Consider the following 16,542-nt stretch of genomic DNA (forward strand, 5'->3'; position numbering starts at 1 on the left):
GGCCAGTGGTCGGCGAACCGCCTCGTCAGAATCGTGCGAGGGATGACGACCGAGGAGCGTCAGCGACGAGCGGAGTTCTCGTGAACGAAGTGAGGAGAGCACGGGAGAGCGAAGCTCTCCCGGAGGAATCGGCTGGGGAGGGTGTGGCTGTCGCGGTGCGGTCGGGGTGGGACTGAAAGGGGCCGCCCGCTCGCGTTTATCGTAGTCGTCTGCACGGGCCAGTATTCGTGCGGGCGGTGCGGAGAGCACGAATATCCCGTGCAGCGACCGTGAGCGGGCGGGGGCTTTCGAGGTCGTGGTCGCAGTAGTTACTGCACTCACACCTCACTCAAACACCTCCGTTCGGACCGAGTGAGAAGTGTCATTGGAGTAGCGACGCTCCTCCTCGCTGTCGGTACCCACACGCCTTTCCCTGCCGCCCCCCAACCGCGAGATATGCGAATCGGCGTGGTCGTCAATCCCATCGCGGGGATGGGTGGACGAGTCGGCCTGAAGGGAACGGATGGCATGGTCGCGGAGGCACGGGAGAGGGGGGCGGAACGGTGCGCACCCGACAGAGCTATCGACGCGCTGTCGGCGCTGTACGAGCGTTCACCGGGGACGCAGCTTCTGACCTACGGCGGGGAGATGGGAGCGAACGAAGCACGGGCGGCGGGGTTCGACCCCGAAGTCGTCGGCGACCCCGAGGGCGAGAACACGAACACGAAGGAGACGAGCGCGTCGGACACCCGCGAGGCGGTTCACCGCTTGATCTCGGAGGGCATCGACTTGCTCCTGTTCGTCGGCGGCGACGGAACCGCGGTGGACGTTGCGGAAACCCTCTCCGCCGAAGGCAGCGAGGTCCCCATGCTCGGCGTCCCGGCGGGCGTGAAGATCTACTCGTCGGTGTTCGCGGTGACGCCGAAGGCGGCGGGACGGGTCGCGGCGGGGTTCGACCGCGTGGAGGAACGAGAGGTGAACGACATCGACGAGGAGGCGTACCGCGACGGCGAGGTCCGGGCGGAACTGAAAGCCATCGCCCGCGTTCCCGTGGCCGAATCGCTCCAGTCGAGCAAACAGTTGGGCGGCGGGACGGTCGAAAGCCTCGCGCAGGGCGTCGCCGACGACGTGCAGGCCTCACCTACGTTCTCGGCCCCGGAAGTACGGTCGGAGCCATCAAAGCCGAGTTGGGATTCGAAGGGTCGCGCTCGGCGTGGACGTGTGGCGCGACGGGGAACTGCTCGCTCGGGACGCGAACGAGGAGGAAATCCTCGCTGTCCTCGGGAACGAAAACGTCATCGTCGTCTCACCGATCGGCGGACAGGGCTTCGTCTTCGGCCGTGGCAATCACCAGCTTTCACCGGCCGTGATTCGCCGTTCGACCGTCGAAATCGTCGCCTCGAAGACGAAACTCGACGGGATCGGCGTTCTCCGGGCGGATACGGGCGACGAGGATGTGGACGAGTCGCTTCGCGGGTGGCACAAAGTGCGCGTGGGGCGCTTCGAGCGACGTATGTTGAAACTATCGTGAGACATTTAGTGGCATACGGTGAAGTTTAAGGCTTCGTACACAAATGAAAGGACATGGAAACACGGAAAGTTCAGCGACTCGGGCCATCGACGTTGGCGATGACCCTTCCTGCGGAGTGGGCACAGCAGCACGGGGTCGAGAAGGGTGACGAGGTTTCGTTGCGAATCAGTGGAAAAGGAACGCTCACCGTCCTTCCCGAATCGGCGCACGACGACGAGTCGGAGGCGACGATCCACACCGAAGAGTTGGATGCGGACGCCGTCGAACGTGCCATCGTCGCCCAGTACGTTCTCGGTCGGCGCGTCATCCACGTCGTGAGCGAGGAGACCCTCGAAAGCAGCCACATCAACGCTGTCTACAACGCGGAGACACAGTTGATGGGACTCGGCGTCATCGAGGAAACGCCCGAGAGCATCGCCATTCGATGCTCGGTCGACCCCGAGGATTTCGATCTGGACAACCTGCTGGAGCGACTGGAGAACACGGGTAGTACCATGCGCGGCGAGGCCGTGAAGGCGCTCGCCCACGGCAACGCCGACCTCGCCCAGCGGGCGTTGAACCGCGAACGACAAGCGAACAAGATCTTCGTTCTTCTCCTCCGTCTCATCTTCACCGCACACGAAAACCCCGCCATCGCGCGTGCTATCGGGTTGGAAAGCGGTTTCCCGCTCATCGGCTACCGCTCGATTGCAAAGAACCTCGAACTCACGGCGGACAACGCGGAGGACATCGCGGATATCGTCCTCGCGGCCAACGGCCATACCCTCGAAGTCGATAGCAGCACCATGCGGCGTATCCGGGAGTTCACCGATCAAGTGGACGAGATGACCGCGTTGGCGGTGCAAGCGAGCGTGGAGCGGGATTACGACAAGACGCTCGAAGTTCGACGCAAGTTCCACGAACTCGGTGACCGCGAGTCGGACATCCTCTCGGACCTCCCCGAGATGTCGAACGACGACCTCCTACAGATTCGGGACGTGCTCGTCAGCCTCCAGCACACCGCCCAGTACGCCATGCGAAACGCCGAAATCGCGGCGAATCTGGCGCTCAACGAGGAAAGTCGACACACGACGATCAACTGATCGATTATCCCGATTATTTCTCGGGTTTTTCGTCCCGTAGTCGGAAGAATCAATACCCGAGGCAGACACGATGAGAACACGATAGAGCGTAGTCGACACCAATGATAGAGCGAACGTATTCTGACGACATCACGACGGAACAGGACGGCGAAACGGTATCGATAGCAGGAAACGTCCACGACATTCGAGACCTCGGTGGACTCTCCTTCGTCATCGTACGCGACCGGGAAGGGCAGATTCAGGTCGTGTTCAAGGAGCAAAACGACGAGGAACTGTTCGAGGCGTCGAACGACCTCGGCAAGGAAGACGTCGTTCGAATCACCGGGACGGTGAAAGCGAGCGACCAAGCGCCGGGCGGCGTCGAACTCATGCCCTCCGAACTGGAGGTCATCAGCGTGGCCGACTCCCCGCTTCCGATGGAAGTGGCGAAGGACATCGAGTCGGACCTTTCGACCAGGCTCGACAACCGGAGCATCGACCTCCGAAAGCCGGAGACCTATGCGGTCTTCTCGCTCCGCTCGAAGCTCGTCAACGCGATGGAAGAATGGTTCGACGGTGAAGGATTCCGTAACGTCGATACGCCCCTCCTCTCGCAGGAAGGTGCGGAAGGTGGCGCGGAACTGTTCCCCGTCGTCTACTACGGCGACGAGGTGTTCCTCTCCCAGAGCCCGCAACTGTACAAGCAGATGCTCATGGCGGCCGGGTTCGACAAGATTTACGAGACCGGGACTGCGTTCCGCGCCGAAGCGTTCGCCACCTCCCGCCACGTTTCGGAAATTTCGATGTTCGACGTCGAGTTGGCGTACATCGAGGACCACCACGACGTGATGGACGTCCAGGAGGAGTCGCTTCGCTACACGCTCGAACAGGTCAGCGAGAACGCGGCGGACGAACTGGAGACGCTCGGCGTCGAACTCGACGTTCCGACCGACCCGTTCCCACGCGTTACGTTCGAGGAAGCACGCGACATCCTCGCGACGGAGTTCGACCACGTTCCGGACGACGAAACCGACCTCGACACGAAAGGAGAGAAATTGCTCGGCGAGTACTTCGCGGAGCAGGGTCACCCCGCCTTCTTCGTCGTCGGCTACCCGGACGAGAAGTTCTACTACAAACAGGACGTGCCGGAGGACGACATCGCGTCCCGAAAGTTCGACCTGATCTATCTGGGTCAGGAACTCTCCTCGGGCGGCCAGCGTGAGCACGACATCGAGACGATGAGCCAGTACATGGAGGACCAGGGTGCCGACCCCGAGAACTTCCACTTCTATCTCGAATCGTTCCGCTTCGGTATCCCGCCACACGGCGGCTACGGGCTCGGTATCGACCGACTCGTCCAGAAGGTGGCTGGTCTCGAAAACATCAAAGAGGGAATCCTCTTCCCGCGCGACCCCGACCGCGTCACGCCATAACGCCGTCGAAGTCGCGATTCGAAACCCTAATTTTTCGACCGTTCGACCGGGACTATCCACCGAAACGTGTTAGTCCGAGCCGACCTCCATGCTTCCCTCGGCGAACCGTTCGCCTTCCTTCTTCGCCATCAACGGGTTCCGGGAGGAAATCCGACATGGGAACTCCGGGTGCTCCCCGAAGTGACGAATCAACAGGTGTCGCCGCGACCCCGTGATTCCGGTTCGTCCCACGTCCTCTGCTGTGAACTCGTCGGGGAGTCGGTCGAACAGGCGAGCCATGGCGTCGAACGTCCGGAACACTTTGGCGTTCCCTGCGGAGTCTGCACTCCGTCGGGAGACCTCGTAACTGCCGTCCTCGCGGAACGTTCCCGCGGTACGGAAGAACTCTCGGCGTTCGGTCAAGGCATCGCCGACGGCGTCCTGCAAGTCCGTCGCGGACTCGCGTGACAACTCGAAGGTTTTGCCGTCGATGTCCAACAGAATCGATTCACCGTCGCGCGTTGCGGTTACGGAACTCTCATTACGGGAGAAGAACTCGACCAGGAGACTGTGTACTCCGTGCCATACATCTCTCTGTACTCGCCGGAATAAAAACTCTATCGGTGGGGGAGAATACTACACCGTCCGGCGCATCTCGGCCAGCAGGTCGCCGAGAAGCCCGCCACCGTCGGTGGTCGTTGTGGTCGTCGCCGTAGTCGCCGTAGTCGTCGTTCCGGTGGCTCCGGTCGTTGTGGCGGTCGTCGTCCGCGTCGTCGCACTCGTCGACGAGTCCGTGGCAGGTGTCGCGGATTGCGTGCTCGTCCCCGTTTCGTCGTCCGTCACCGTGCTGTGGGTCGTCGTCTCCCCGTTTCCAGCCGTCACGTTCGTGCTGGCGAGCGTCCCTTCGGCGGAATCGTTCTCGAAGATGTGGGTTTGGATCTGTTTTTCGTAGGTGAGTTGCCGGAGCGGCACACGAACGGTCTTGCCGCTCGGCAGTTCGATTTTCGCGTAAAACCTGATCTTCAGGTCCGTCCGTTGGTCGTTACGGAGGTGACTGACCCACCAATCGTCCAACCGGTCGTTCTGGATGAAGGTTCGCATGCGGAGCGTCTTCTCCGACTTTCCGGGAATCGCATACGGTTGCTCGGTCGTTCCGTTTCCGACGGCGATTCCGTTCATCGTCATCTCGTACCCGATTTCGCTTACCGTGTACGTCACGGATTTCGGATTGTACACCCGCATTCGCATCCGAATCGGCGTCTTCGAACGCGTCACTTCTCCCCAGTTCGCGCTCGTCTCGTTCACGTAGAGGACGGGGTCAGAGACGAGCGGCATGCTGGCGTTTATCGGACGCGTCTTCGTGGAGTTGAACCCACTGATGATGTCCGTGTCGATATCGTTGCTGTACGGGACGTCCACCGACTTCTTTACGAGCGAGGAGTGAACCTTCGAGTGGATCCGAAGCGTCGTGTGTTCTCCGTTTCGGATGTGAGTCACCCACCACTCGGGGATTTTGTCGTTTCTCATCTTCGTCGAGAATCGTAACGTCGTGTTCCCCTTTTCGAGATGGAGATTCGACTGACTCCCGTTCGCCATCGTCACACCGTTCATTTCGACGGTGTAGTTAACCGACGTGTTACCGGCCTTGAGATCGATGGGATTGGGATTTGCCACGACGAGCGCGGTTTGTATCCCAGTCGTTTGATTTGTCACTTCTCCGAACTCGTTGTCCACGCCGACGACGTGTGGGACGCCGAGAACGCCGTACAGTACGCCTGCACCGAGGAGTACGACGACGAGGAGGATTCCGAGAAATCCTCGCTTTCCGAGAGGTAAGATTCGCTTGAGCGTTTTACCAACCATATGAGGGTTCCTACGGAGCGACGGGAAAAAACTCCCGAATCGAAGTTGTTGGCCTCCCGTCGTTGTTCCGAGTAGAATGAACTAAGTCCGCACCGCAAAGAGACCAACGTATGGCAGGATCACAGTCGGGTACGACGGATATGGGAATCGGCCTCTCTCTCGTGTTCATTTTCCTTGCGGTTGCTAGTGCAGCGCTAAGCTTCCTTACCCCTGGGACCGTCACTGCTGCGTGGGGCTTTGCGGCAGCAGTGACCGCGGGTGTGCTCGCGATCGCCGCCAGCCACCTCTACTGACAGTGGCAGGAAATCGACACTTGTTTCGTGGAGGATAATGGTTAAGGCTGTCAGGCGCGTAGTGGGTTCCGAGGATGACTGAGTTCAGCAACGAGGAACAGCGAATCCTCGAATTCCTGCGCGAAAGCGTGGCTGGTGGTGAACGCTACTTCCGCGCAAAGAACATCGCCAAGCATCTCGGACTTTCGTCCAAGCAAGTCGGCTCCCGACTTCCACGCCTCGCAGAGAAATCCGAGGACGTGGACATCGAGAAGTGGGGGCGTGCACGTTCCACGACGTGGAAAGTAAGTCCGAGTTAAGTGGCTGGCTTTTTACCGCTACAGCCTAATCTAGTCGTATGACTGTCCGGGTAGAGCGGACCTTCGACCTGCCGGTTCCGCCCGAGGATGTGTGGGGGTTCATCGCCGAGCCGGAGTACCGAGCGAAGGCCATCAGTGTGGTTTCGGACTACGACCTGAAAGGCGACGGCAAGCGAGCGACGTGGCACATCGAACTCCCGATCCCGTTCGTGAACCGAACGGTCCCCGTCGAGACCGAGGACGTGAAGCGTGAGAAACCACGGTACGTAAAGTTCGTCGGCAAGTCGTCGGCGATGCGCGTGACGGGTGAACACGAAATCGAGGAAACGGAGGACGGTAGTCAACTCCACAATCGGTTCGTCGTCGATGGCAGGGTTCCCGGCATCGAACGCTATTTCAAGAAACACCTCGACGACGAGTTGACGAACTTGGAACGCGCACTTCGGAACGAAGTCGGTGTCGTCTCGTGAAACTCGCACTCGCACAGATCGCCGTCGAAGGGGGTGACGTGGCGGCGAACGTCGACCGAGCGACGGACGCCATCGAATCAGCGGCCGCGCGCGGTGCCGACCTCGTCGCGCTTCCAGAGATTTTCAACGTCGGCTATTTCGCCTTCGAGACGTACCAGCGAAACGCCGAATCGCTCACCGGACCGACGCTCACACGCATCAGCGACCTCGCCGACGAGCACGACATCGCGGTGCTCGCGGGAAGCATCGTGGAGGACCTTTCGCTGACGGACGGCGAGACTCCCGCCGAGGAAGGGCTTTCGAACACGTCCGTCTTCTTCGACCGCGACGGCCGTCGGCAAGCGGTGTATCGAAAACACCACCTGTTCGGCTACGAATCGGCGGAAGCCGAACTGCTCGTCCCGGGTGAGTCGCTCGGCATCGCCGAGTTCGAGGGTGTGACCGTCGGGATGACCACCTGTTACGACCTCCGATTTCCGGAACTGTATCGTGATCTCGCGGAGGAGGGCGCGACGCTGCTGCTCGTGCCCAGCGCGTGGCCGTACCCCAGAGTCGAACACTGGAACGTGTTAGCACAGGCGCGCGCCATCGAAAACCAGTGCTTTCTCGCGGCGATCAACGGATCCGGTTCGTACGAGGATGCGACGCTCATCGGCCGCTCGACGGTGTACGACCCGTGGGGAACACTGCTGGCCAGCACGGGTGACGACCCGGAGTTAGTCGTTCGGGATATCGACCCGACACGCGTCGAGCAAGTGCGCGAGGAATTCCCCGCGTGGCACGATAGACGCCGCTAGCCGACTGTAAAAAAACCGATAGAAAGGGGAGATTATAGTGCGATTGCGTGATTATCCGAGAGCGTTTCCGGCATGCTCTTGTGGTAGGTCACAGCACCCGACCTCGTGACGATTTTGGCCGTAAACGACTGACGTTCCTTGAGACCGCCGGTGAGTTCCTTCGTGTTGAGGACGATGCGGAAACGGTCCTGCTTGTCCACGAGGACTGGGAGCGTGTCGTGCGTGTCACGAATCGATTGAACGGCGAATCGGCTCTTGTTCGCCTTGTTTCCTTCCACCAAAATAGTAGCACCGTCGGGACCGAGCCATTCGATAGTCGCCTTCGAGAGGTTGATGTCGCCCGCACCAGAGCCTTTCATCACCGTGAGGTTGACGTAATCGACTTCGTGGACACCGCTCGTCGAGTTGGTAGTGACGTTTCCGTACCCGCTGACGATGTGTACACGGTCCGTTACCTGTGCTGTACTCTGTGTACCAGTTCGCTCGGATTTCGACTGGAGGAAGCCCGCCGTGTTGATGAGTACGCCCGCCGCAATCGCGGCGACCAGTACCATCGCGATGAACACGATGAGCGTCCCGATGCCGACCTGACCCCTGTCCGAGATCGAACCGTCGTTATTGTTCTCTTTCATGTTTGTTTATCTTCTTTTATATGATTTTTGTCAGTCCAGTATTGCATGCATACGATAAGGAATGTATTATAACCACCAGCTCATTATCATGTATGAGAACCCGATAAACAGGAATTTTTGACAGATGGGTGTCGGGGATTCAGTAGTGAAACGCGTCGCTACTGGGGAAGATACTATTGGAGAGAATCGTCGCGCTGCGTCTTAGTCTGCTTGTGGTGCGACCGCTTTGGGTTCGGTCTCACCCATACCCGACGTTATCGCCTCGGACAGTGCGAACACTGCCGCTTTGTGATCGGTTTTCGATTTGTGAATAGATGTCGGTCGTACGCCAAGGGCGTCGTACTCGTCCAGCGTAATCTGTTCTCCGTCCCGGTTCTCAAAGTGAGTGCCAACTTCCGCAAGCAGGCCGTGAAGGTGGATGAGCTCCTGCTTCTTCATAAGCACACGAAGATAACGGTTGCAGGGTTATATTACTATCTTGAGTCCCGTTAGCACGCCGTATAGTCAGTTTCCCGGGGGTTTCAGAGGAGTTTCGAAAATAGATACAGTAGCACGGCGATGCCCTCGTCCGGACATGTCCGATTACGGGTGGTAGTAGAGTCACCCATCCGGTGAAACGACTCGTGGTCGGGAGCGCGTTAGGCGGTCATACCGTGAGTACCGGAACCGTATCAGCGAAAAGGGGTCGCCGCGAAAAGTGGGTTCGTTCGTCGATTACAACGTCGGCTTACTGCAGTTGTTTGAGCGTTTCGAGGTCACGCTCGGTTCGCGTGAACTCCGATGTCGCTCGGGTCGCGTGACAGTTAGGGCAGTTGAACTGTCGTTTCGGTTCCGGCAGCTCGTCCGGTCCCGATTCCCAGTGTTTTCCGCATTCTGGACAAAGTAATCGAACGTAGGTCTCCACCATACTGCCTATATCGGTCGGAAAGGAGAAAAATCTTTTTGGCACTCCCCCGAAAGAGAGCAGTCGCTACGCGTCTCTCCCGTGACGAAATTCGATTACAACCGTTCGAGATTCGTCGCTCGTGGGCCTTTGTCTGCCTGTTCGATGTCGAATTCGACTTCCTGTCCCTCCTCTAAGTCCGGGCCGCCGACATCCTCCATGTGGAAGAACACGTCGTCGTCCGCGTCGTCCGTCTCTATGAACCCGTAACCGCCGGTATCGTTAAAGAAGGTGACCGTACCTTTCGCCATTGCACGTAGACAAACCGCCGTGACGGGCATAAAAATTGCGGTTATTGATATCGTGTCACACGATACTGTGAGGCTTCCGCTCCACCGATGACCCAACATAGAACTAAAGTCACTTCTCGCTTCGATATTGCCTTGTCAACCCGTGCTATGACCGATGGAATATAGTGATAAACCTGTCGTAATCGGATTACTTGACGATGAACTGTCCGGCGATTTTCTTCACTTCCTCCATCGATTTCGCCTCGTCGAAGGCGTCCGGGTACGGCGAAACGCTGTTGAGCGCGTTGAACGACGCCGCGTGTCGCGCTTCGACGCTGTGAATCGACAGGGCCGCAGAGAGGAGTTTGTCGTCTTTGATCGACGGGGCCGCACCTGCGTACGCCGACACACCGGTGTTTTCGAGGGCTTTCGCGACACCGAGGAACTCGGCTGGCGTCTCGTAGCCGAAGTCGTACTCGGCCGCCTCGACCGGTTCGCCACCGAGTTGCTTTATCACCTTCGTGAGTTGGTCCACGTGGGCCGCTTCGTGTTCGCCGACGACTTTCACTTGGTCCGGTATTTTCATGCGCATCTCGTCGCCGATATCACAGCCGAGGTCCGCGTTCATGAACTCGTCGTCCGAGAAGTCTTCCAACCCCTTCGCGTAGAACGTCGCTTCGAGGTGTTCGAGCGTCAACGCGTAGTTCAGGATGTCGACGTCGGTCATTTCGTCGTCGTTCTTGCTGTCTCCACCGTTCATGGAATCATCTCCTTTGTCGCTGTCTCCGCCGTCCGCACCGACGACGTTGATACCCGCTCCGGTCAACCCCACTGCCCCAACGGCCGCAGATCCTGCGAGGAATCCACGCCGTGACGTCAGTTGTTCCCGCGCCGTTTCACCGATGTTTCCGACTGCATCTTGATTATCGTCAGGCATGGTTGGAACCGTGCGCTTCGGCGCACACCATCCAAGTGGACGAATCTATTAAAGAAAATTTTCCGGAGTCTCACCCAAATTCATCTCATATTGGCTCTCGTGCCCGTCTCCAGGTGCTAAAGAATTTGACAGCACGTGTATTAATCATAGATTTTATATTTTTGCCCGGCACTTCGAACGGTCACGAAACCGCTTGGATTATCTTTTCGACCTCCGACCAGTTCCGTTCGGTTTCCGTCGATAGAACATACGTTGCTCCGTACTCCTCCGTTCGGATCTCGGCGAGTTCGTGTTTGACGAGGATATCGAGGTGGTGACGAACGGTGCTATAGTCGATATCGAGGTCGGTTGCCAACTGATTCGCGTTCCGTGGCTCCTCCGCGAGTTGTTCCAGCATGGCCGCCCGACGAGCACCGCCGCGACTTCCGGAGAGGACGTACCACAGTTTGCCGCTCCGGGTCATCGCCCCTGCCTCCACGTATCCCCGACGCTGCGCGTTCGATGTGTCACGGACGTTCCCTACGAACGCCATGCCCCTTGCTATGGAGTGGCTAAACCGGGGTAAATTGTCATCTATTCCGACAAGGAAGGGTCAAAACATCAGTCCCACGTGACCCACGTGAGAAACACGAGTGCGACGAATTCGAGGAGATGGAGCGCGAGCATTGCTTGCCACGCAATGTCGGGCACCGCCGTTGCGAACCAATGGGACAGCGTCTCGTCCCACGAGTAGATGTACACCGCCAGCGCGTTCTGACAGAGGAGGAGGATAGCGAACACGGACAAGCCGAGCGTGTGTTTCGAATGGAACTGTCGGTAGTTGTCCAACCAGACGTAGCTCAAGCCGAGGAGCAACACCACGTTGAGGGCCGTAGAAACCCGTGCGACGTCTATCCAGATGCCCATCCGTCGTACCTCCCTTGTGATCGCTCTCGCATATATGCTTTCCCAGATTCGGCCATACTCAGTCCATCTTCTCCATGATGTCCTCGATCGTCTCCCAGTGCTGTCGGGCTTGGTCGGTCAACAAATACACGGCACCGTAGTCGTCGCCGCTGTTCTCGACGATGCTATTGTCCATCAACACGTCGAGGTGATGACGAACGGTTTTGTAATCGAGGTCCAAGTCCTCCGCCAGTCGGTTGGCGTTCCGTGGTCGCTCGTCTAGCGCCCGAACCAATCGTACACGATTGGCTCCGCCGCGAGTTCCGGTGAGCACGTACCAGAGAACGCCCTCCATTACACCGGACCGAAACACCCCTCCCACCTAAGCGCATCGCCCTACTAATCGGAGATTGTCACATCGTGAACAGGTGCCCCTCGCGGGGAACGTCGAAGATTCCGATCCGTGCGCCTGCATCCAACCACGCGTGGCCGTAGGAAAACGACGCCAACGCGTTGACGAAATCGTCGTCCTCCTTGAAGTGTTTCCCGTCGTCCAGATACGACTGCGCCATCTCCCGACAGTCGAGCGCCGCCTCACCCATCGGCGTGTCAGTCGGTGCCGAAACCTCGGCGGCGTCGAGCGCTTCCGACAACAGGCGTTCGTACCGGTTCGTCTTTTCGACCAGATCTGCAGCCATGACCGAACCGTGGTGGGGTGCGAAGGTAAGGCCTGCGACACCGTCCGTGAAACCGGAAAGCAGGGGAGACAGCGCAAGGTAAATACACTACGAAGAGTGATATTGCACCATGACCGAAGAGCCTCGGGTGGAGATGTACACCAAGGAAAACTGTTCGTATTGCGAGAAGGCCAAGGACCTCCTCGACGAGAAGGGAGTCGAGTACGAGACGTACAACGTCACTGGCGACGATGAACTGTTCGAGGAGATGGTCGAGCGCGCGGACGGGCGCAAGACTGCGCCGGAAGTGTTCGTCGACGACGAACTCATCGGAGGGTGGGACGAGACCTGCGCGCTCGAACAGGAGGGGAAACTGGACGAGAAACTCGGACTCGCCATCGCTGACGGGGGAGAAGAGGACGTCGAACACCGCAAACTCATCGTCTCCGGAAGCGGAATCGCGGGACTGACCGCGGCCATCTACTCCGCACGGTCGAACAACGACCCCCTCGTCTTGCAGGGTGACGAACCCGGCGGACAATTGACGCTCACGACGGACGTGGAGAACTACCCCGGATTCCCCGACGGGATCAGCGGGCCGGAACTGATCAACAACATGCAACAGCAGGCCGAGCGGTTCGGTGCCGAGGTGAAAACCGGCATCATCGCGGACGTCGACGAGTCCTCGCGCCCGTTCCGCGTCGAGTTGACGAACGGCGACGTGTACACGACCGACGCGCTCATCGCGGCCAGCGGCGCGAGCGCCCGAACGCTGTCGATTCCGGGCGAGGACGAACTGATGGGGTACGGCGTCTCGACCTGTGCGACCTGCGACGGCGCGTTCTTCCGCGACGAGGAGATGGTGGTCATCGGCGGCGGCGACGCCGCCTTCGAGGAAGCGACGTTCCTGACCAAGTTCGCGAAGAAGGTGTACCTCGTCCACCGCCGCGAGGAGTTCCGCGCGGAGAACTACTGGCAGGACCGCCTGCAGGAGAAGGTCGATGCTGGCGAAATCGAAGTCATGAAGAACACCGAAGTCACCGAGATTCACGGCTCACCCGAGGAGGGCGTGGACCACGTCACTTTGGTGTCGAACCCCGAAGGGAAACCATCGCAAAAGCTCCACGACCCCGAGACCGAGGAGTTCGACTTCGACGTGGGCGCGGTGTTCCTCGCCATCGGCCACACGCCGAACACGGGATACCTCGAAGACACGGGCGTCGAACTGGACGAGGAGGGCTACATCCGAACGGAAGGCGGAGATGGCGGCAACCAGACGAAGACGGCCGTCCCCGGAATCTTCGGTGCGGGCGACGTTGTGGACTTCCACTACCAGCAGGCCGTGACTGCGGCGGGGATGGGATGCAAAGCCGCCCTTGACGCGGACGACTACCTGGAGACGGCCGAACTCGGCGGAGCGAGTGCCACCCAAGAGAGCGCGGCGGCCTCCGACGACTGATCCGAAGACCGAGAACCGTATTTTCGGGCCGAAGTTGCAGCCACAGGGTTTAGTTTCTTCACTCCGGTAGTGGACCGCATGGACTTCGACCTCCGCGTCTCCGAACTCGAACCGCTTCACGGTCGACTCGAAGAGGCGCTCGAACGGGTTTTCGAGTTACAGGCGGGAACGCGTGTGAACTCGGACGAGTTCTTCTCGGAGGAGTTCATGCAAAGATACACCCAGTTCGACTCGTTTCACGCCTTCTACCGCGAGAGCGCGTGGAACCTCGAAGGGCCGGGTCGGATGGACGAACTCCCGGACGAACGTCTCGATAGCTACGTCGTGGAGACGACGGAGTTTGCGACGTGGGAGGAGATGAAGACCGCCGCCGCGGAGGAAGCCATCGTCGACCAGTTGCTCTCCTGATCACGTGAATCCCGGCACCATCGTCAGCAGTCGATACAACCCGAAGCTGATGAGTCCGGCACCGACCATCGACACGACCCACGCGCCGATGGTGTACCCGGCTTTCGACGCGGAAACGCCGCCTCCCGAATTCGAGGAACGAACGGCCAAGCCAGCGCCGACGATGCTCGATATCATCACCTTGTTGAACGAGATCGGAATGCCGAGGACGATAGCGAGTTGAGCGATGAGGAATGCCGGAATGAGCGCGGCGATCGACCGCCGCGGGCCGAGCGAGGCGTACTCCTGTGCGACCGCCTGAATGAGTCGCGGTGCCCGCGTCCACGCGCCGACGAGGATGCCGAGACCGCCGAGCGCGAGCAGGTACACCGTGGAGATATGCAGGTCGGTTTCGAAGATGGCTTCCAGCGGACCGGTCGCGAGGCCGACCTGTGTCCCGCCGCTCGTGAACACGACCATGAGACCGAGGACGACGAGAAACCGATTGATTCCCTTCTGTTCGTCGTTCACGAGCGCCAACCGAGTGACGAGGACGGCGAGGATGCCGAAGACGACGCTGACGACGACCATCCCGAGGGTGTAGTTTCCGACGAGGTGGCCCGGAAGCAGGTTCCAATCCGTGGAGAGGGTCCGAGCGACCGAACCGGGTGCTCCGTTCGATTTCGGAGTGACCGTGAGTTGGATGTTGGCTACTGCGTAGCCGACGAGTCCGGCCAGCGCGGGAACGCCGATCGATTCCGGTACCGATTCGCTTCGCAGCGCTCGGGCGACGCCGTAGGCGATGATGGCGTTCGTGACCGGAATCGAGAACCAGAACGCGAGGATTTTGACGTACTCGTGCGTCGCAAAGCCGCCGCCGAGCGAGATACCGGCACCGACCATCGCTCCCGTGACGGCGAAGGCCGACGGGATCGGGTATCCGCGCGTGTTGCCGATGGTGATGAGCGTCGCGGCCGTCAGGAGGGCCGCCGCGGCCGCGACCGGCGTTATCGTCACGCCGGTGACGAGGTCCTTTCCGATGGTCTCGGAGATGCTTCCACCTTGGACGATCGCTCCGAGTCCGGCGACGAGTCCCACCAACAGCGCGGCCCGCAGGACCGACAGCGCGTTCGCGCCGACGGCAGGTGCGACGGGTGCGGAGTTGCTGTTCGCGCCGACCGTCCACGACATGAACAGCGATGCGATCAACGCGACGACCACGACGAGAAGTACTGTAGCCATTACGAACGAGATGACCGCACGGCACACGTTCCTGTCACTATCGATTCATAGGGATGCGTCTCGGTCTGAAACATCGACCTACTCTACAAAATCCACCGTTAAGTGCCCTTTGGTACCGTTTTCGGGGAATAGGATGAAGGAAGTTACGAATAACCAGTTCCTATCTACTCAGATGATTGAAACCGTCGTCGCCGTGCAGTCGCCATCCACAGACCCTTAACGCTTCACGTCAAAACGGGTGGTATGGTAGAAACAGATTCCGTCGAGACGGAAACGTACACCATCGAAGGACCGGACGGAAACACCGACGAGGTCGAGCTCCCGCCGGGACTCATCGACCTGCTCCGCGAGGAGGACGAATCGCGGGAGACCGTCATCGGCGACATGGCCGTCGTCTCCTTCGTCCAGCAGGCCCACGCGGCGGTTCACCACACGCAGGGCCAACCCGACGAGGAAGTCGTCGCCATCGAGGAGAAAGCACGAGAGCTGTTCGAGGAGCGGATCGGCATCACGTTCGAGCAGGCGACCGGCCACTCGCACTGAACGCCCGAAAATCGTCGTTCGCCGTTTTTTAGCTCAGTTCGACGCGGTCACCGATCTCGATGATCTTCAGTGCGTTCGGATAGTCGTAGCTCCGCGTGTGGTCGTACAGCGCCGTCGGGTCGGCCGTCAGCCCTTTCCACATGTCCCAGTGGGTCGGGAGGAGCGTATCGAGTTGGAGGGCGTTCGCCGCGTCGGCGATCTCGTTTTCGTCGCTGTACCACTTCGTGTACTTCGGTTCGCGGGTTTCCTTGTCGGGAATCCACCCGTCGGAACCGAAGGCGAGCACGCCGAGGTCGATGTCGTAGGATTCGCCGACGGTTTCGAGTTTCTCCCCGGGTTTGGTGTCGCCGCCGTGGAAGAAGGTGACGTCACCGTGTTCGATGACGTAGGAGACGGGATGTGTCGCGTCGGCGTCGTGGCTCGGTTCGACGTGAATCGTGAACTCGCCGACTTCGAACGTCTCTCCCTCCGCTACTTCCTCGAACTGGTCGTCCGAGACGTCCCAGTTGTCCGTCCACTGCTCGTCCTGACGTGCGACGGCGAGGCTGTCGTCGGGTGCGTAGAACGTCGCGCCGGTCGAGGCGAGGATGGGCGCTTGGCTTGGCCCGTGAACGTGGTCGGTGTGTTCGTGGGTCGCCAGCACCGCATCGGCTTCCGTCACGTCTTCCGGGTCGAACGGGACGGGAATCATCCGGACGGTTCGCGGCGGATCACCCGTGCCGACGTACGGGTCGATGAACAGCGTCGTTTCGTCGCTCCCCTTCAGGATGAACCCGTTGCAACCGAGATACCAGAGCGCGATTCCATCCGGTGTCGTTTCCTCGACTTCTCGCGGGAGCCAATCCCCCCAGTCGCTACTTGCCATGTGAATACTGCCCGGCAAACGCGCCTAAATCTTGTGT

22 protein-coding genes and 1 pseudogene are annotated in these 16,542 nt (G+C 59.8%); 9 read left to right on the forward strand and 14 right to left on the reverse strand.

Going from position 1 to position 16,542, the window contains the following annotated elements; translation table 11 throughout:
- A partial coding sequence (locus tag A4G99_RS25225; protein WP_150123124.1) for a hypothetical protein occupies positions 1-321 on the reverse strand: 321 nt, incomplete at its 3' end.
- Positions 322-435: 114 nt separating this feature from the next.
- Between A4G99_RS25225 and A4G99_RS14980 the strand changes: the two are divergent.
- The 3 genes and pseudogenes from A4G99_RS14980 (at position 436) to aspS (ending at position 4,004) form a co-directional block, all read left to right on the forward strand.
- Positions 436-1,510 (forward strand): annotated as a pseudogene (locus tag A4G99_RS14980) (ATP-NAD kinase family protein).
- A 53-nt stretch (positions 1,511-1,563) separates the two neighbouring features.
- Complete coding sequence (locus tag A4G99_RS14985) at positions 1,564-2,592, forward strand: phosphate uptake regulator PhoU (RefSeq protein ID WP_066145314.1); 1,029 nt, start codon at positions 1,564-1,566, stop codon at positions 2,590-2,592.
- 101 nt (positions 2,593-2,693) lie between these two features.
- A complete protein-coding gene (gene aspS, locus A4G99_RS14990; RefSeq protein WP_066145316.1) occupies positions 2,694-4,004 on the forward strand; it encodes an aspartate--tRNA(Asn) ligase in 1,311 nt (436 codons plus the stop codon).
- Positions 4,005-4,073: 69 nt separating this feature from the next.
- On the opposite strand, the gene A4G99_RS14995 is transcribed toward aspS, so the two are convergent.
- Together A4G99_RS14995 and A4G99_RS15000 are read right to left on the reverse strand one after the other, a co-directional pair.
- Positions 4,074-4,481, reverse strand: coding sequence for a hypothetical protein (locus A4G99_RS14995; RefSeq protein ID WP_082837847.1), 408 nt, complete (start codon positions 4,479-4,481; stop codon positions 4,074-4,076).
- 138 nt (positions 4,482-4,619) lie between these two features.
- Entirely contained in the window at positions 4,620-5,846 is a 1,227-nt protein-coding gene (locus A4G99_RS15000) for an LEA type 2 family protein (RefSeq protein ID WP_066145318.1), read from the reverse strand.
- Positions 5,847-6,213: 367 nt separating this feature from the next.
- Here A4G99_RS15000 and A4G99_RS15010 point away from each other — a divergent pair, with 367 nt between their 5' ends.
- From A4G99_RS15010 to A4G99_RS15020, 3 genes are read left to right on the forward strand one after another with little or no spacing between them, the layout of a single operon-like run.
- Positions 6,214-6,438, forward strand: coding sequence for a hypothetical protein (locus tag A4G99_RS15010; RefSeq protein ID WP_007977383.1), 225 nt, complete (start codon positions 6,214-6,216; stop codon positions 6,436-6,438).
- Positions 6,439-6,476: 38 nt separating this feature from the next.
- Positions 6,477-6,908: an SRPBCC family protein gene (locus tag A4G99_RS15015; RefSeq protein ID WP_066145322.1), complete on the forward strand. Its 432-nt coding sequence runs from the start codon at positions 6,477-6,479 to the stop codon at positions 6,906-6,908.
- Entirely contained in the window at positions 6,905-7,705 is an 801-nt protein-coding gene (locus tag A4G99_RS15020) for a carbon-nitrogen family hydrolase (RefSeq protein ID WP_066145325.1), read from the forward strand. The genes A4G99_RS15015 and A4G99_RS15020 overlap by 4 nt, the downstream gene beginning before the upstream one ends.
- Positions 7,706-7,737: 32 nt before the next feature.
- Here A4G99_RS15020 and A4G99_RS15025 read toward each other — a convergent pair whose 3' ends face one another.
- From A4G99_RS15025 to A4G99_RS15065, 9 genes are all read right to left on the reverse strand, one after another.
- On the reverse strand, positions 7,738-8,337 hold the full coding sequence (locus A4G99_RS15025) for an archaellin/type IV pilin N-terminal domain-containing protein (protein WP_066145330.1): 600 nt from the start codon (positions 8,335-8,337) through the stop codon (positions 7,738-7,740).
- 201 nt (positions 8,338-8,538) lie between these two features.
- A complete protein-coding gene (locus A4G99_RS15030; protein WP_066145334.1) occupies positions 8,539-8,775 on the reverse strand; it encodes a UPF0058 family protein in 237 nt (78 codons plus the stop codon).
- Between the two features lie 289 nt (positions 8,776-9,064).
- The gene (locus A4G99_RS15035) at positions 9,065-9,244 is read right to left on the reverse strand and encodes a hypothetical protein (protein ID WP_066145336.1); all 180 of its coding nucleotides are present in this window, start codon (positions 9,242-9,244) and stop codon (positions 9,065-9,067) included.
- Positions 9,245-9,336: 92 nt separating this feature from the next.
- A complete protein-coding gene (locus A4G99_RS15040; RefSeq protein ID WP_066145339.1) occupies positions 9,337-9,531 on the reverse strand; it encodes a cold-shock protein in 195 nt (64 codons plus the stop codon).
- A gap of 187 nt (positions 9,532-9,718) precedes the next feature.
- The gene (locus A4G99_RS15045; RefSeq protein ID WP_066145342.1) at positions 9,719-10,447 is read right to left on the reverse strand and encodes a ferritin-like domain-containing protein; all 729 of its coding nucleotides are present in this window, start codon (positions 10,445-10,447) and stop codon (positions 9,719-9,721) included.
- A gap of 181 nt (positions 10,448-10,628) precedes the next feature.
- On the reverse strand, positions 10,629-10,910 hold the full coding sequence (locus A4G99_RS15050) for a winged helix-turn-helix domain-containing protein (protein WP_066145345.1): 282 nt from the start codon (positions 10,908-10,910) through the stop codon (positions 10,629-10,631).
- A gap of 137 nt (positions 10,911-11,047) precedes the next feature.
- Entirely contained in the window at positions 11,048-11,353 is a 306-nt protein-coding gene (locus tag A4G99_RS15055; RefSeq protein ID WP_066145348.1) for a hypothetical protein, read from the reverse strand.
- Positions 11,354-11,411: 58 nt separating this feature from the next.
- Entirely contained in the window at positions 11,412-11,687 is a 276-nt protein-coding gene (locus A4G99_RS15060) for a winged helix-turn-helix domain-containing protein (protein WP_066145352.1), read from the reverse strand.
- Between the two features lie 58 nt (positions 11,688-11,745).
- Positions 11,746-12,030, reverse strand: coding sequence for a DUF357 domain-containing protein (locus A4G99_RS15065; protein ID WP_066145354.1), 285 nt, complete (start codon positions 12,028-12,030; stop codon positions 11,746-11,748).
- 109 nt (positions 12,031-12,139) lie between these two features.
- Between A4G99_RS15065 and trxB the strand changes: the two genes are divergently transcribed.
- Positions 12,140-13,468, forward strand: a complete 1,329-nt coding sequence (gene trxB, locus A4G99_RS15070; protein WP_066145357.1) for a thioredoxin-disulfide reductase — start codon at positions 12,140-12,142, stop codon at positions 13,466-13,468.
- 78 nt (positions 13,469-13,546) lie between these two features.
- Positions 13,547-13,876 (forward strand): hypothetical protein, encoded by a 330-nt coding sequence (locus tag A4G99_RS15075; RefSeq protein WP_066145359.1) that lies wholly within the window; start codon positions 13,547-13,549, stop codon positions 13,874-13,876.
- Here A4G99_RS15075 and A4G99_RS15080 read toward each other — a convergent pair whose 3' ends face one another.
- Positions 13,877-15,097 carry an inorganic phosphate transporter gene (locus A4G99_RS15080; protein WP_066146601.1) on the reverse strand — a complete coding sequence of 407 codons (1,221 nt, stop codon included), beginning with the start codon at positions 15,095-15,097 and terminating at the stop codon, positions 13,877-13,879.
- A gap of 243 nt (positions 15,098-15,340) precedes the next feature.
- Here A4G99_RS15080 and A4G99_RS15085 point away from each other — a divergent pair, with 243 nt between their 5' ends.
- A complete protein-coding gene (locus A4G99_RS15085; protein ID WP_066145362.1) occupies positions 15,341-15,640 on the forward strand; it encodes a hypothetical protein in 300 nt (99 codons plus the stop codon).
- A gap of 28 nt (positions 15,641-15,668) precedes the next feature.
- On the opposite strand, the gene A4G99_RS15090 is transcribed toward A4G99_RS15085, so the two are convergent.
- On the reverse strand, positions 15,669-16,505 hold the full coding sequence (locus A4G99_RS15090) for an MBL fold metallo-hydrolase (protein ID WP_066145365.1): 837 nt from the start codon (positions 16,503-16,505) through the stop codon (positions 15,669-15,671).
- Positions 16,506-16,542: the final 37 nt, after the last annotated feature.

This window comes from Haladaptatus sp. R4 (assembly GCF_001625445.1).
Taxonomy (GTDB): Archaea; Halobacteriota; Halobacteria; order Halobacteriales; family Haladaptataceae; genus Haladaptatus.